Here is a 16,153-nt window from a genome sequence, read left to right on the forward strand (position 1 = left end):
CTTATTGATGACTGACGACTATATAGCGAATCGCGTCCAATTTTAAGCGGGTGTTGTTAAGCAAGCTATCCAACTCTTCAAGCAGCGCTTGCACATGGCTGATTTCACTTTCGCGCACGTTAGGGTTCACCTTGGCTAATTGCTGCAAACGAGCTAGCTCTTGACCAATGGAGGCATGCATACGCTCGCGTGCTTGCTCGACCAAGGCTTGCATCTGTAACTCGGCGACCGGTGCGGCTTGCTGTAACAAATGGTGAATAACGGCTTGCGATGCATTTACCAGCTTACTGGCTAAGTGACGATTAACTGGGCTGAGTTGGCGATCAAATGACTCAAAGGTCACTTTATCGGCCAGATCGTTGCCGCTCTTATCTAGCAGTAAGCGGATCGGCGCCGGTGGCAAGAAGCGATACAACTGGGAGTTTTGTGCCGACTCAGCGACAAAGATCAGCTCTAAAAATTGGGTACCAACTGGCAGCGCCTTGTTTTTTAGGATCGCCACTGACGTGGTGCCAATTTCCGAGCCCAGTACCAAGTCCATGCCACCGCGGATCATCGGATGATCCCAAGTTAATAGTTGCAAGTCATCACGACTGAGCGCCGTTTCTCGGTCAAAGGTAATGCTGGCGCCATCTTCGGGTAAACCCGGAAAACTGGTCACCAACATATGCTCACTGGGGTGCAGCACGATGGCATTTTCGCCTTTGTCGTCTTGGTGCACGCCCACTTCATCAAACAACTTGATGGCAAAAATGGCCAAGGTCGGATCTTCATCTACCGCACTCAACTCACCCGCCAAATCCCGGTCCAAAATAACGCCGCTGGAATTAAGCTCCAACAAGCGGTCTCGGCCCAATTCCATATGGCTTTCCAGCTCAGTGGTTAGCGCACGGGTTTGCTCAATTAATTGTGCCAGTCCGTCTTGGTTTTGACCGTGTTCAGCAAGCAAAGCCAGTAACGTATCGCACGTTTGCTGATACACCGGCTGACCCACGGCGTTAGGTTTACTAAAGGCATCCATCCCTTGGTGGTACCACTGGGTGAGTGCGGCTTGCGCCGTACCTTCTAAATAAGGCACATGAATATCGATGTCGTGTTCTTGACCAATGCGGTCGAGGCGACCAATACGCTGCTCTAATAAGTCGGGGTTCAACGGTAAGTCAAACAGCACCAGCTGATGGGCAAACTGGAAGTTACGACCTTCGGAACCAATTTCCGAACAGATCATTACCTGCGCGCCGCCTTCTTGCTGGGCAAAATAGGCCGCGGCTTTATCACGGTCCAGCAAGGTCATGCCTTCATGGAAGACGGTGCCACGAATGCCTTCTTTGGTACGCAGTACCTCTTCCAGTGCTAATGCCACGCCGGCTTTGGCGGTAATGACCAAAATCTTGATATTGCGGTGCGCTTTAGTGAACTCCAATAACCAGTCGACACGGCTATCGAACAGCGTCCAAGCATTATTATCGCCTTCAAACTGACGATAAATTTCTTCCGGATACAAGGCTTGCAACGCTTGTTGCGTAACGTCCAGCTGCGAGCCCATCATGTTCGCCACTTTAATCGCGGTGGTATATTGGCTGGGCAAGGGCAGGGGGTGTAAATGCAAGACGCGCGCCGGAAAGCCTTTAATGGCGTGGCGCGTATTACGAAACAACAAGCGACCGGTACCGTGGCGGTCTAATAGTTGCGCCAATAACTGTTTACGCTGGCTGGCATCTTGTAATGCAGTTTCGTCCAGTCCGTCCATAAAGGGCGCTAACCCGGCAATGGCCGCCGCATCCAAAGGCGCATCGGACAGCAAGGTCTCGGCTGCAGCCGCTAACGGCAGATATTCTTCTTCTTCGGCTAAGAAAGCGTCGTAATCGTAGAAGCGCTCCGGATCCAGTAAACGTAAACGCGCGAAGTGGCTCTCGTGGCCTTGTTGATCCGGTGTCGCCGTCAACAACAACACGCCGGCGGTGTCTTCGGCCAGCGCTTCTACTACTTCATAGGCGCGGCTCGGCTGCTCTGCGTCCCACAATAAATGGTGCGCTTCATCGACCACCATTAAATCCCAATCGCTTTCATGCAATTGTTCAAAGCGTTTACGCTTTTTGGTAATAAAATCCAAGCTACACAATACCAGCTGCTCCGTATCAAACGGATTCGCCGCATCAGCAAAGGCTTCTACACATCGCTCTTCATCAAACAGCGCAAAATGTAAGTTAAAGCGGCGCATCATTTCAATCAGCCACTGATGGATCAGTGCCTCGGGTACCAAGATCAAAATGCGGTTAGCGCGACCCGACAACCATTGCTGTTGAATGATCATGCCTGCTTCAATGGTCTTACCCAAGCCTACTTCATCGGCCAGCAACACTCGGGGTGCATAACGACTGCCCACTTCTTTGGCGATATGTAACTGATGTGGGATCAAGCTGACCTTACCACTGGCCAAGCCGCGTAGCGGTGAGCGGCGGCGATTAAACTGATGCATCAAGGCTTGGTAACGTAAGTTGAAGCGACCAATTTTATCTATCTGGCCGGCAAACAAACGCTCTTGCGGTTTATTCAGCTTAATAAAGTGGTTAAGGAAGGTTTCCCTCAGGCTGGTCTCCTCACCATTATCGAGGCGAGTACCATGGTAAGTGAGCAGGCCGTTATCTTCGGTAACAGAAACGACCTCTAACTCCCATTCTTCATGACTGCTGATCACATCACCGGGATTAAACATGACGCGCGTAATAGGCGCATCACCTTTGGCATACATGCGGTTTTCGCCGCAAGCCGGAAAAAGCATGGTTACTATGCGCACATCGATAGCGACGATGGCGCCCAGTCCCAAATCGGTTTCTGTGTCACTGATCCAACGCTGGCCGAGGGAAAAAGGCATTCAAGTCTCCAAGCTGAAGGGGGAGCAAAAAAGGGGCGTTATCTTAGCGCAATCAACCGACGGGCGCACCCGTAAAACTAAAACGCCGCCGCCGAGCACTTTAGATTGCCACTTTCGTTGTGAGGGTGGGGGAAAGTTAGAGTAGAAAAAAGTCTAGATTAGAGAAAGGTTAGGTTACAGAAAGCCTCCTATCCATATAGATGAGGTTGAACCACGAGCATCAGGGGTACCGTAACGACAACACCGAACTCAGCAGCCAGTACGACTACTTACTAACTAGTAGATACATATATAGGTGCTTATATATGTATAGCAATCTATACATCGTCATATAGATAATCTTTGGGTTAGGGCGTAGCGCTATCTTCCTATCGTCATTGTTTAACTGGGGAAAACCCTTAGCCAATGCAATACACATCCTGAAGTCACGGCTTTATAACCGCTTTATCTTTTACTTTGCGCCAAGTGTTAGGCTCTGGATGCGGTTTTATGTCTCCGCCTCACCCCTTACACTTCACACTACACCGGCTTAATGTGCATAACTCTGTGGGTATCTTGTGCGCTTGCTGGGTGTTTAAGCAGTCAGTCATTAAAGTGTCATTTATCGTAAGAAACGCCTTGCGCTAAAAGCTCAGATCTCTATACTCGCCTCCACTGACACGGGGCAAGGCGCTCACGGTCACAAGGGTTTGCAGAGAACGAAAAATTAGTTTGAAACAAACACTTGACGAACACTGAGGAATGCGTAGAATACGCATCCCTGACCTGAGATACGGTCACGCTCTTTAACAATTTATCAAGCAAACTGTGTGGGCACTTAGCAGCACGTTGAGAACAAAATAATATTGTTTATCAATGTCTTGTGAAGTGCACCTAGAAATAGAAGTACATCAGCAATTCATTGAGCATCAAGTCTTTAATTGAAGAGTTTGATCATGGCTCAGATTGAACGCTGGCGGCAGGCCTAACACATGCAAGTCGAGCGGTAACAGGAGATAGCTTGCTATTTTGCTGACGAGCGGCGGACGGGTGAGTAATGCTTGGGGATCTGCCCAGTCGAGGGGGATAACCATTGGAAACGATGGCTAATACCGCATACGCCCTACGGGGGAAAGGAGGGGACCTTCGGGCCTTTCGCGATTGGATGAACCCAAGTGAGATTAGCTTGTTGGTGAGGTAATGGCTCACCAAGGCGACGATCTCTAACTGGTCTGAGAGGATGACCAGTCACACTGGGACTGAGACACGGCCCAGACTCCTACGGGAGGCAGCAGTGGGGAATATTGCACAATGGGGGAAACCCTGATGCAGCCATGCCGCGTGTGTGAAGAAGGCCTTCGGGTTGTAAAGCACTTTCAGTGGTGAGGAAAGGTAGCAGCTTAATACGTTGCTACTGTGACGTTAACCACAGAAGAAGCACCGGCTAACTCCGTGCCAGCAGCCGCGGTAATACGGAGGGTGCAAGCGTTAATCGGAATAACTGGGCGTAAAGCGCACGCAGGCGGTTTGTTAAGCCAGATGTGAAAGCCCCGAGCTCAACTCGGGAACTGCATTTGGAACTGGCAAACTAGAGTCTTGTAGAGGGGGGTAGAATTTCCAGTGTAGCGGTGAAATGCGTAGAGATTGGAAGGAATACCAGTGGCGAAGGCGGCCCCCTGGACAAAGACTGACGCTCATGTGCGAAAGCGTGGGGAGCAAACAGGATTAGATACCCTGGTAGTCCACGCTGTAAACGATGTCAACTTGAAGTCTGTGTCCTTGTGACGTGGGTTTCGGAGCTAACGCATTAAGTTGACCGCCTGGGGAGTACGGCCGCAAGGTTAAAACTCAAATGAATTGACGGGGGCCCGCACAAGCGGTGGAGCATGTGGTTTAATTCGATGCAACGCGAAGAACCTTACCTACCCTTGACATACAGCGAACTTTTCAGAGATGAATCGGTGCCTTCGGGAACGCTGATACAGGTGCTGCATGGCTGTCGTCAGCTCGTGTCGTGAGATGTTGGGTTAAGTCCCGCAACGAGCGCAACCCTTATCCTTTGTTGCCAGCGCGTAATGGCGGGAACTCAAGGGAGACTGCCGGTGATAAACCGGAGGAAGGTGGGGACGACGTCAAGTCATCATGGCCCTTACGGGTAGGGCTACACACGTGCTACAATGGCGCGTACAGAGGGAAGCCAACCAGCGATGGTGAGCGGATCCCAGAAAGCGCGTCGTAGTCCGGATTGGAGTCTGCAACTCGACTCCATGAAGTAGGAATCGCTAGTAATCGTGGATCAGAATGCCACGGTGAATACGTTCCCGGGCCTTGTACACACCGCCCGTCACACCATGGGAGTGGGTTGCTCCAGAAGTAGATAGCTTAACCTTCGGGAGGGCGTTTACCACGGAGTGATTCATGACTGGGGTGAAGTCGTAACAAGGTAACCCTAGGGGAACCTGGGGTTGGATCACCTCCTTACCTTAACTTAACGTCTGTTGAGTGTTCACACAGTTTGCTTGATAAGAAAGAGTGACTTAAATCGCATGGGCAAAAGCTGCTGGTGCGATTTTTTGCCCTCAGAGTGCCGCTTTTGAGCAGGTTTGAGGGTAAAAACGGTTTTGGGTCTGTAGCTCAGTTGGTTAGAGCGCACCCCTGATAAGGGTGAGGTCGGTGGTTCGAATCCACCCAGACCCACCAAATCACCCTAATACTTCGTCATAAGACTCGTCGTTTAGCGTGCTAAACTTCCTCATCTTATTTCCTTGTCTTAGCATGATTTGGTGACAAGTTGAACACTGTGCATATAGTGTAAAGCTAAACACAAAGCTAAGAACTAAATGGGGCTATAGCTCAGCTGGGAGAGCGCCTGCCTTGCACGCAGGAGGTCTGCGGTTCGATCCCGCATAGCTCCACCATTTAGTGCTAACACCAAAAGCCGAAGTCTAGACATCAAAGACATACACTGCTGGTCAGTTTATCACTTTGATTTCTAACGAAGTCACGCTCTTTAACAATCTGGAAAGCTGATAGAAATAATTTGTAGTTCTTGATACGCAAGTGTCTTAGAAATTCTTGGCGAAATAGTGTTGTAAGCATCAGTCACTGATGCAAACGACCCCGCTTAGAGAATTGTTTTTATACTGTCTAAGGTTCGCTTTTATAAAGTGGGCTTTTAGACGAGCGTTAGCAACGCGAGTTCGAGGCGCGAACTTGAACGAGTGCTTGAGCATAGTTTTCTATGTGATAGCACGAGTGAGAGTCGCAACGAAGAAATCGCTCAGCAAACGCCGTATAAAACACACTTCTTGGGGTTGTATGGTTAAGTGACTAAGCGTACACGGTGGATGCCTTGGCAGTCAGAGGCGATGAAGGACGTGCTAACCTGCGTTAAGTACGGATGAGCTGGTAAGAAGCGCTTGAGTCCGTAATATCCGAATGGGGAAACCCACTCTACTTAGTAGAGTATCGTTACATGAATACATAGTGTAACGAGGCGAACCGAGGGAACTGAAACATCTAAGTACCTCGAGGAAAAGAAATCAACCGAGATTCCCCTAGTAGCGGCGAGCGAACGGGGACCAGCCCTTAAGCATTCTTGGCGATAGTGGAATGGTCCTGGAAAGACCAGCCGTAGTGGGTGATAGCCCCGTACACTAAATTGCCTTTAATGTGAAATCGAGTAGGACGGGACACGTGATATCCTGTTTGAATATGGGGGGACCATCCTCCAAGGCTAAATACTCCTGACTGACCGATAGTGAACCAGTACCGTGAGGGAAAGGCGAAAAGAACCCCTGTGAGGGGAGTGAAATAGAACCTGAAACCGTGTACGTACAAGCAGTGGAAGCCCACTTGTTGGGTGACTGCGTACCTTTTGTATAATGGGTCAGCGACTTAATTTTAGTAGCAAGGTTAACCGTATAGGGGAGCCGTAGGGAAACCGAGTCTTAACTGGGCGAATAGTTGCTAGGATTAGACCCGAAACCCGGTGATCTAGCCATGAGCAGGTTGAAGGTTGAGTAACATCAACTGGAGGACCGAACCCACTAATGTTGCAAAATTAGGGGATGACTTGTGGTTGGGGGTGAAAGGCCAATCAAACCGGGAGATAGCTGGTTCTCCCCGAAATCTATTTAGGTAGAGCCTCGGACGAATACTTACGGGGGTAGAGCACTGTTTGGGCTAGGGGGTCATCCCGACTTACCAACCCCATGCAAACTCCGAATACCGTAAAGTACTATCCGGGAGACACACGGTGGGTGCTAACGTCCATCGTGAAGAGGGAAACAACCCAGACCGCCGGCTAAGGTCCCAAAGTCATAGTTAAGTGGGAAACGAAGTGGGAAGGCTCAGACAGCCAGGATGTTGGCTTAGAAGCAGCCATCATTTAAAGAAAGCGTAATAGCTCACTGGTCGAGTCGGCCTGCGCGGAAGATGTAACGGGGCTAAACTATGCACCGAAGCCGCGGATGCACTCTTTATTGAGTGCGTGGTAGGGGAGCGTTCTGTAAGTCTGCGAAGGTGTGTTGTGAAGCATGCTGGAGATATCAGAAGTGCGAATGCTGACATGAGTAACGATAATGGGGGTGAAAAACCTCCACGCCAAAAGACCAAGGGTTCCTGTCCAACGTTAATCGGGGCAGGGTGAGTCGACCCCTAAGGCGAGGCTGAAAAGCGTAGTCGATGGGAAACGGGTTAATATTCCCGTACTGACGTGTACTGCGATGGGGGGACGGAGAAGGCTAAGTGAGCCAGGCGTTGGTTGTCCTGGTGAAAGGGTGTAGGCAGCGTGTTTAGGTAAATCCGGACGCGCAATGCTGAGGCCTGAGACGAAATCGCTACGGCGGTGAAGTCACTGATGCCCCGCTTCCAGGAAAAGCCTCTAAGCTTCAGGTACACGTGAATCGTACCCCAAACCGACACAGGTGGTCGGGTAGAGAATACTAAGGCGCTTGAGAGAACTCGGGTGAAGGAACTAGGCAAAATAGTACCGTAACTTCGGGAGAAGGTACGCTGAGGCATGTGAAATCCCTTGCGGATGGAGCGTGACTCAGCCGCAGTGACCAGGTGGCTGGAACTGTTTATCAAAAACACAGCACTGTGCAAACTCGTAAGAGGACGTATACGGTGTGACACCTGCCCGGTGCTGGAAGGTTAAATGATGGGGTTAGCCTTCGGGTGAAGCTCTTGATTGAAGCCCCAGTAAACGGCGGCCGTAACTATAACGGTCCTAAGGTAGCGAAATTCCTTGTCGGGTAAGTTCCGACCTGCACGAATGGTGTAATCATGGCCACGCTGTCTCCACCCGAGACTCAGTGAAATTGAATTTGCGGTGAAGATGCCGTATACCCGCGGCTAGACGGAAAGACCCCGTGAACCTTTACTATAGCTTGGCACTGAACATTGGCCCTACATGTGTAGGATAGGTGGGAGACTGTGAAGTAGTGACGCTAGTTGCTATGGAGTCAACCTTGAAATACCACCCTTGTATGTCTGATGTTCTAACGTAGGCCCCTTATCGGGGTTGCGGACAGTGCCTGGTGGGTAGTTTGACTGGGGCGGTCTCCTCCTAAAGAGTAACGGAGGAGCACGAAGGTTGGCTAAGTACGGTCGGACATCGTACGGTTAGTGCAATGGCATAAGCCAGCTTAACTGCGAGACGGACAGGTCGAGCAGATACGAAAGTAGGTCATAGTGATCCGGTGGTTCTGTATGGAAGGGCCATCGCTCAACGGATAAAAGGTACTCCGGGGATAACAGGCTGATACCGCCCAAGAGTTCATATCGACGGCGGTGTTTGGCACCTCGATGTCGGCTCATCACATCCTGGGGCTGAAGTCGGTCCCAAGGGTATGGCTGTTCGCCATTTAAAGTGGTACGCGAGCTGGGTTCAGAACGTCGTGAGACAGTTCGGTCCCTATCTGCCGTGGGCGTTGGATGATTGAGAGGAGCTGCTCCTAGTACGAGAGGACCGGAGTGGACGAACCCCTGGTGTTCGGGTTGTATCGCCAGATGCATTGCCCGGTAGCTACGTTCGGAATCGATAACCGCTGAAAGCATCTAAGCGGGAAGCGAGCCTCAAGATGAGTCATCCCTAGGGCTTTACGCCCTCTGAAGGGCCGTTGGAGACTACAACGTTGATAGGCAGGGTGTGTAAGCGCAGCGATGCGTTGAGCTAACCTGTACTAATTACCCGTGCGGCTTAACCATACAACACCCAAGAAGTGTGAGACCTTGCGGTCAAGAACAACAAACACAAATTATTTAAATCAGAGCACCTAAACCTGCTTTGATACAAAATCAGCCTTCCAGATTACAATTTATGCCTGGCGGCCATAGCGCTGTGGAACCACCTGATCCCATGCCGAACTCAGTAGTGAAACGCAGCCGCGCCGATGATAGTGTGGCAGCTGCCATGTGAAAGTAGGTCACTGCCAGGCAACTCATTTAGTATCTTAACTATCCCATCTTTGCGGAGTGGTAGTTCAGTTGGTTAGAATACCGGCCTGTCACGCCGGGGGTCGCGGGTTCGAGTCCCGTCCACTCCGCCATTTTAAAAAAGCCCTTAGCTTATTGATAGCTAAGGGCTTTTTGCTTTTTTATCCTCGTTAAAACTCCTCATTTTGACATTATCAAATCCACCTCCGTCACCAAACCGTGACCATCTGATGAGCAGGCTCCTGTTTTGACTGGTGTTCATCACTACGGTTATCTTCTCTAGTGTTCCAACTGCAATGTCATGGGTATGCCAGCCAACACTATCCATTATCACTATCGCATGCCGGTCTGGCTCAGTAATGTCAGCGATCTGTCTTAGGTGAGTCCGCATTGTTTCTGTGCTTGTCTAGGGCATCACAAGGGCTTGATCTATTGCTCTGTCTGGGTAGACGGAGCAGAAAAAATAGGCATATTCAAACTGCTGCTGACGGACGACTCTTTACTTAGAATTGTATAAGTCCCTCCTTGTTGTAGTTAAAAGTTGTTAATCTTGTGAGTAATCGGGAATAGCCGAATTATCTTCAAGTAAAATAATTAGCATAGGGATGTAGATAAATAAAAGGCGGGTACAAGTTAGGGTGACTATAGTCAATATGACTTTTGCTACGGAGATATAAGGATGAGAACACCTTTGTTACTACTGGCTTTGGCCAGCATTAGTGTACAGGCACAAACTGTGAGTAGCATTACACTAAACACAGATACAGCCCTGCAATTGGTGGCCGCAGGTCTCAAGCAATGCGCCAAAGATGGATATCATGTAACGGTTGCTGTAGTTGACCGCTCAGGTGTACTCAAGGCCTTGGCTCGAGATGAACTCGCTGGTCCACACACGATAGAAAGCGCTCGTAAGAAGGCCTTTACCGCAGCTTCTATGGGTATGGCTACGGCAGACATGGCGAATAACATTGCCGATAAACCTGCTTTATCGGGCCTACGTGATATGCACTCAGACATTTTGATCTTGGGCGGTGGTATGCCGATACGCATTGATGATCAGCTGGTAGCTGGAATTGGTGTCGGTGGCGCTCCAGGTGGCCACTTAGATCAAGCTTGTGCCGAAGCAGCAATAAAAGAAGTCTTGAAATAGTTCCAAGCTAGTTGAATTCATTCTGTAACGGGTGTTGTTTCTACCTTTAGTTTTATGCACAGTAAATTTTGTAATTTGTGAGTTACGTCACAGCACCCATTTTAAATTCTAAAAACATGGTATGTTTTAAAATTTTGATGCGTCTCCTTAAGCAAAATAATAAATATGTTCTAGAATAAGGAAAGGAGTAAGTAGTGTTTTCATCAATGTACTAAACTAAATTTGTCGTGGCCAACACTAACAATATGGTTTTACAATAAACTAAGGACAGGAAGTCCTATGCGGCATCTATTTGAAAACATTCGAATCATAAGTCTATTTCGTGCCGGTCGGCATCATTCTAGATTCCGTTTCCTACGCTGGTTTTCATTGCTTAGTGCTTTGCTGATCGCGGCTGTTGCTATTGGTGTTGGATCTATTACTACACAATTTTTGCGCAATGAAAGCATAGATCGTGATTCGATGTTGAGCGCACAGTTCATACAATCCATAGCAGAGGTGGAAGTTGTTCATGCCGGTATTCCTCTGTTGCCAACCATTGGTGAGTTTTTTTTTCCTGCTCTGCATTATAAATATTCGGAATCTTTTGAGGTTGCTGATGTTCGTGTAAAAAAAGCAAGGAATGAGTTCCTTGACCACATATCCCACTTACCCGACTTACTCCTAGCTAATATATATTCAAATGATAGAGATATTGTTTGGTCAACTAATCCAGAATTAATTGGTAAAAAAATTGTAGATAATAATGAGCTCGATGACGCATTTAATCTTCGGCGTTACGTTGCTAGCAGTCATTATAATGTTGATGAGCATAGGTCTGAACAGCAATTCCACTGGTTACCGAAAGATTTGTATATCGAGAACTACATTCCACTGCTTGATATTAATAATAACGTGTTAGCTGTTGTTGAAATATACAAAGAGCCCAGAGATCTTAACGCGCGGATCCAACGTGGATACGTATTGATCTGGCAGGCTGTGGCCCTTAGTGGTGGTTTAATGTATTTGGGGCTGTTTTGGATCGTATATCGGGCATCTGTTCAACTGGCTTCGCAGCAGCAACAGCTGATTGCCAATGAAACCTTTGTGGTATTGGGGGAAATGTCGTCATCAATCGCACATAGTCTGCGTAATCCACTCGCCTCCATTCGCTCTAGTGCTGAGCTATCATTAGAGTTGTCCGATCAGCCTATTCATAAAAATATTAATGATATCATTAATCAGGTTGACCGTATGTCACAGTGGATACGTGAATTATTAGTCTCCTCCCCCTCTCTTGCGGGCGAGAGTGAAGCTGTGGATCCAGTAATAGTCATTCGGGAAGCTGTGCTTGCATTTAAGACACAAATACATAATTCAAATATTAAAGTCGAATGTGAAATAAAACAAGTTTCCCTCGTAATCAGTCGACGAACGTTGCTCACTCAGGTATTAAATAGCTTAATAGCTAATGCTATTGAAGCTATGCCTGATGGTGGTTTGCTCCGTATTGTAGCTGAACAGGATGTCAGCCAGCGCTGTTTGAATGTGACTATTAGTGACACTGGTAAAGGAATGACAAAGCGACAGGAGATGATGGCTTTTAAACCTTTCTATACCACCAAACAAGGTGGGGTAGGAATCGGATTAATGCTAGTTAAGCGTTTGATGGAACGATTTGACGGGCAGGTTGAGCTAAGTTCCTGCGAGAAAAAAGGTACACAAGTGAACTTGCGTTTCAAGGTCGCTACGGGAGGTAAGCCATGGAGTACAGCATACTGATTGTTGAAGATGACCAAACGTTGGCAGAGAACATTCAGACATACCTTAAACTCAAGAAATTTGAAGCCTTGGTATGCCACTCAGCAGAAGAGGCACTAAAGCTATTGGAAACTCATCACCCTGATGTGGTGTTGACGGACAACTCGCTGCCTGGCATGAATGGGATAGAGTTTATTCGACATATTCACTCTAGTGACCCTCAACTTAAAGTCATCATGATGACAGGCTTTGGCAATATAGAAGATGCCGTTACTGCTATGAAAGCGGGTGCTTTTCATTATCTGACTAAGCCCGTCATATTGGCCGAGCTTAAATTGCTGCTCGATAAAACGTTAGCCGCCCAACGTATGGAATATCAATTGTCTTTCTATCAGAGCCGTGATGTACAGAGTGCAGGGCTAGATGCCATGCTTGGCAATTCATCCGTGATGCTACAGGTCAAACAAACTATACGGCAGTTACTCGATGCGGAAAGCCGCATGACGGATACGGATCTGCCCAGTGTCTTGATTGAGGGGGATACAGGAACCGGCAAAGAACTTGTTGCGAGAGCATTGCATGTCGATGGTGTTCGCCGTAAAGAGCCTTTTATTGAGTTTAATTGTGCCTCAATTCCAGCGCATTTATTGGAAGCTGAATTATTTGGCCACGAGAAGGGTGCCTTCACCGATGCCAAGGAGCGTAGAATTGGGCTCGTAGAGGCGGCGGATGGGGGATCTTTATTTTTAGATGAAGTGGGAGAAATGGATCTCGCGCTTCAGGCCAAGCTACTTAAATTATTGGAAGACCGTACTATTCGTCGGATCGGCTCGATTATAGAGCGAAAAATTAATTTGCGAATTATTAGTGCAACTAATCGCGACCTAGAACAAATGGTAGAAGAAGGCACCTTTCGTCGTGATTTGTTTTTTCGGCTGAGAATTATTTCTATTAAGGTGCCGAGTCTTTCATCACGTGGCGACGATATATTATTGTTAGCAAATTATTTTCTTAATATGCATGGTAAGCGTTATGGTAAATCTGGATTGATTTTTTCTGAGGATACGGAATCCTTACTTAAAGCTTACCATTGGCCGGGTAACGTACGAGAATTGCGTAACATATTAGAACAGGCCGTTTTATTGACACAGGGAGCGATAATTAAGCCAAATCAGCTGGCGATCAATCCAATATCAGTGGCCAATTCTGTCCATCATGAGAGTGTTAACTCAGCTGGAGGAGCGGTAAATGAAGAAAGTTTGCCTGAGGTGGAGCGGAGCCTAGTGATAAAAACATTGGACAAGACCGACTGGAATGTCACCAAGTCGGCCCGCCTGTTAGGTATCACTCGGGATATGTTACGCTACCGTATAGAGCGCCTTGGCCTGATACGGCCCCAGCGGTGAGAGATTGCCAATAGAGCTCATCGGTAACAGCGTATTCGACTGCCCATTATATTACTGAATGCTTGAAGCCAGATCGAAGATAGGCATATACATCAGAATAACAATCACGCCGATGAGCAGCCCGATAAAGGTCATTAGTAAAGGCTCAAACAAACGCACAAACCATTCGACCCAACGATTGTTTTCCTCGTCATAGAAATCCGCAGTGCGTTCCATCATTTCTCCTAGTTTTCCCGACTGTTCACCCGCGCGCAGCATGCGCAGGGCAACAGAAGTCGTTAGTCCTTTTTCTGATAGCGCTGCTGACAAAGGATGTCCTTCTTGTATGCTCTGTCTGGCCTCTTCGAGTCGAGGGCGAGACATAACGCCAAGTAGATCACTAACCATTGCCATAGCCGTCAAAATGGGAATTCCCCCTTGCAGTAAAATACCCAGTGAACGATAAAAACGCGCCAGCTCATAGGCGAATAAGCGTTTGCGGATGGCGGGCACTTTATTAATCAAAGTTATCATTGCCCGTCGTACTTTCTCCTGTCTGAGTAGTACGACCAAACTCAGAATAACCAGTAGCAAGCCTCCCAAGATAACGAGCATATGTTGATTCAGGAGCAATCCCGATTTTAACAACAGTTGCGATAGCCAAGGCAGATTAGTACCTACTCCTTCAAACACCAGACTGAAGCGGGGGACCACATAACCGATTAAAAACAGCAGTACCCCGCAACCGACAACGAAGAGCAGAAGCGGATAGAGTGAGGCACTAAGTACCTTTTGGCGGATCTCATCCATTCGACGATGATAGCTAACATACCGATCTAGAGATTCACCGACGGTACCGGTTTTTTCACTGGACTGTATCAAAGCAATATAGAGAGATGGAAAGTCTGAGGGAAACTGCGCCAATGCCAAAGAAAATGATTTTCCCTCATAGAGTTGGCGAACAAGGCCAGAAAGGATCTTATTTGCTCGCGGCGTTGATTCTTTCTCTGCCAAGCTTTCTAAGGCATCGATCAGCGCCAGTCCAGCTTTTAGCAAGGTGGCCAGTTCTTGACTGAATAACAGTAGTGGAAAAGCCTCGCGGGGACGCCAATGATTCAGTGACCAACGTTGTGCAGGACGCACTGCGAGCACACGCAATTGTTGCTTCTCGGCGAGCAGTTGGGCATCCGCTGCAGATGATGCCTCTAGCGTCAGAGAAACAATAGCGGCTTGTTTAGTGACCCCTTTGATATGAAAACGCATATGACCTCACTGTGTTATTACCAGCTGACAATATCGGCACTTTCGTTTTCACCACCGGGTTGTCCGTCCTTGCCCAAAGACAGCAGGTCGTAATCGCCATACTCACCAGGAGAACGATAAATATAGCTCAACCCCCATGGATCTTGAGGTACTTGTTTCTGTAGATAAGGGCCGCCCCATTTGAGTTCGTTGTCCGGTGCTATGACCAAGGCGTTCAAGCCTTGTTCGGTACTGGGATAACGGCCCATGTCCAACCGGTAGAGATCTAATGCCTTTGCGAAACCCTCTATCTGGGCACTCGCTACTTTGACTTCGGAACGTCCCAATTGGCCAAAATACTTTGGGGCTACTATGCCGGCGAGCAAACCCAGTACCACGAGTACCACCAACAGCTCTAACAGAGTAAAACCCCTTTGCTTATGTATTAGCATGTTTTTTTCTCCCCATTCCTTGGCGATGAAATTTACCTATGCGGTGATCATATGAGGAGGATGCAATAATCATGCAAGTTAATTGCACTCCTCGTTTTTTATTTTGGCGCGCTTCTTGCTGGGGTTTGATTACTAAGGTCAGGGCATGGGGTGTGGAAGGGAGTTTCCAAAACTCATGCCTCATTGCGGCAGAGAGGAGGATCAAGGATGAAAGCACCAACTCTGATTTGGCTAGTTTTAAGTTTGTCTACTGGGGTGCATGCTGATGTGTATGTGATGACCGCCAGTGACGGCAGTATTACTCTGACGAATATTCCTGCTAAAGGAAAACGCTACACCTTGTTACGGCGGGAGCCTAAGGTAGTTACACCACAAGGTGCACGAATTGACCACGTATTAGCGCCTTTACCTAGCTTAAAAGGACGTCCTTTTGCTGCTTTGATTACTCAGGTTGCTCAGGAACAAAAACTGTCAGAAAATTTACTGCATGGGATAATTTCTGCTGAGTCTAGTTATAATCCGTCCGCCCTGTCCCCAAAAGGGGCGATTGGTTTGATGCAGTTAATGCCTGATACGGCGAAAGAACTGGGTGTCGATGATGCTTGGGATCCTTTGTCGAATATCCGCGGTGGCGCTCGTTATGTGAAACGATTGATGAAGATGTTCGATAACGATCTTTCTTTAGTACTCGCGGCCTATAACGCAGGTCCAGGCGCGGTAAGAACACGTGGTGACATTATCCCTCCTTTCCCAGAAACCCAGCAATATGTAGCTAAAGTGACCGAACATTATCGGCAGTTACAGGCCATGGTGCACTAATTTCCCCACTATGTTGTCCCCATAATTGGGGTTTTTCACCCAGGTTAGGTAACTAGCTAACTTAATTGTG

General features: G+C 48.1%; 7 protein-coding genes, 3 tRNA genes and 3 rRNA genes. 10 read left to right on the forward strand and 3 right to left on the reverse strand.

The features are described 5' to 3' along the window. Position 1 precedes the first annotated feature (1 nt). On the reverse strand, positions 2-2,875 hold the full coding sequence (rapA, locus tag R0134_RS03400) for an RNA polymerase-associated protein RapA (RefSeq protein ID WP_319783477.1): 2,874 nt from the start codon (positions 2,873-2,875) through the stop codon (positions 2-4). A gap of 917 nt (positions 2,876-3,792) precedes the next feature. Here rapA and R0134_RS03405 point away from each other — a divergent pair. The 9 genes from R0134_RS03405 to R0134_RS03445 all read left to right on the forward strand — a co-directional run bounded on the left by R0134_RS03405 (position 3,793) and on the right by R0134_RS03445 (position 13,591). Beyond that, positions 3,793-5,335, forward strand: a 16S ribosomal RNA gene (locus R0134_RS03405). A 142-nt stretch (positions 5,336-5,477) separates the two neighbouring features. Further along, positions 5,478-5,554: transfer RNA gene (locus tag R0134_RS03410), tRNA-Ile, on the forward strand. A 142-nt stretch (positions 5,555-5,696) separates the two neighbouring features. Next, a tRNA-Ala gene (locus R0134_RS03415) sits at positions 5,697-5,772 on the forward strand. 402 nt (positions 5,773-6,174) lie between these two features. Continuing rightward, positions 6,175-9,067, forward strand: a 23S ribosomal RNA gene (locus tag R0134_RS03420). A gap of 115 nt (positions 9,068-9,182) precedes the next feature. Then, positions 9,183-9,297 (forward strand): 5S ribosomal RNA (gene rrf, locus R0134_RS03425). Together the 16S, 23S and 5S rRNA genes with 3 tRNA genes alongside form the textbook arrangement of a ribosomal RNA operon. Positions 9,298-9,331: 34 nt before the next feature. Then, positions 9,332-9,408 (forward strand) — tRNA-Asp (locus tag R0134_RS03430). Between the two features lie 566 nt (positions 9,409-9,974). Next, positions 9,975-10,445 carry a heme-binding protein gene (locus R0134_RS03435; protein ID WP_319783478.1) on the forward strand — a complete coding sequence of 157 codons (471 nt, stop codon included), beginning with the start codon at positions 9,975-9,977 and terminating at the stop codon, positions 10,443-10,445. Positions 10,446-10,724: 279 nt separating this feature from the next. Beyond that, positions 10,725-12,206, forward strand: coding sequence for a HAMP domain-containing sensor histidine kinase (locus tag R0134_RS03440; RefSeq protein WP_319783479.1), 1,482 nt, complete (start codon positions 10,725-10,727; stop codon positions 12,204-12,206). Continuing rightward, positions 12,188-13,591: a sigma-54 dependent transcriptional regulator gene (locus R0134_RS03445; RefSeq protein WP_319783480.1), complete on the forward strand. Its 1,404-nt coding sequence runs from the start codon at positions 12,188-12,190 to the stop codon at positions 13,589-13,591. The genes R0134_RS03440 and R0134_RS03445 overlap by 19 nt, the downstream gene beginning before the upstream one ends. Positions 13,592-13,642: 51 nt before the next feature. On the opposite strand, the gene R0134_RS03450 is transcribed toward R0134_RS03445, so the two are convergent. Both R0134_RS03450 and gspG read right to left on the reverse strand, forming a co-directional pair. Beyond that, the gene (locus tag R0134_RS03450; RefSeq protein WP_319783481.1) at positions 13,643-14,833 is read right to left on the reverse strand and encodes a type II secretion system F family protein; all 1,191 of its coding nucleotides are present in this window, start codon (positions 14,831-14,833) and stop codon (positions 13,643-13,645) included. Between the two features lie 17 nt (positions 14,834-14,850). Next, complete coding sequence (gene gspG, locus R0134_RS03455) at positions 14,851-15,264, reverse strand: type II secretion system major pseudopilin GspG (RefSeq protein WP_319783482.1); 414 nt, start codon at positions 15,262-15,264, stop codon at positions 14,851-14,853. A 207-nt stretch (positions 15,265-15,471) separates the two neighbouring features. On the opposite strand from gspG, the gene R0134_RS03460 reads away from it, so the two are divergent. Beyond that, positions 15,472-16,083, forward strand: coding sequence for a lytic transglycosylase domain-containing protein (locus tag R0134_RS03460; RefSeq protein ID WP_319783483.1), 612 nt, complete (start codon positions 15,472-15,474; stop codon positions 16,081-16,083). Positions 16,084-16,153: the final 70 nt, after the last annotated feature.

Source organism: Oceanisphaera sp. IT1-181 (assembly GCF_033807535.1).
Lineage (GTDB): Bacteria > Pseudomonadota > Gammaproteobacteria > Enterobacterales > Aeromonadaceae > Oceanimonas.

Excerpts from the sequence above, each read along its gene's own strand:
- R0134_RS03445 (WP_319783480.1), top strand. The coding sequence starts at position 12,188 with ATGGAGTACAGCATACTGATTGTTGAAGATGACCAAACGTTGGCAGAG.
- R0134_RS03440 (WP_319783479.1), top strand. The coding sequence starts at position 10,725 with ATGCGGCATCTATTTGAAAACATTCGAATCATAAGTCTATTTCGTGCC.
- R0134_RS03460 (WP_319783483.1), top strand. The coding sequence starts at position 15,472 with ATGAAAGCACCAACTCTGATTTGGCTAGTTTTAAGTTTGTCTACTGGG.
- R0134_RS03435 (WP_319783478.1), top strand. The coding sequence starts at position 9,975 with ATGAGAACACCTTTGTTACTACTGGCTTTGGCCAGCATTAGTGTACAG.
- rapA (WP_319783477.1), bottom strand. The coding sequence starts at position 2,875 with ATGCCTTTTTCCCTCGGCCAGCGTTGGATCAGTGACACAGAAACCGAT.
- gspG (WP_319783482.1), bottom strand. The coding sequence starts at position 15,264 with ATGCTAATACATAAGCAAAGGGGTTTTACTCTGTTAGAGCTGTTGGTG.
- R0134_RS03450 (WP_319783481.1), bottom strand. The coding sequence starts at position 14,833 with ATGCGTTTTCATATCAAAGGGGTCACTAAACAAGCCGCTATTGTTTCT.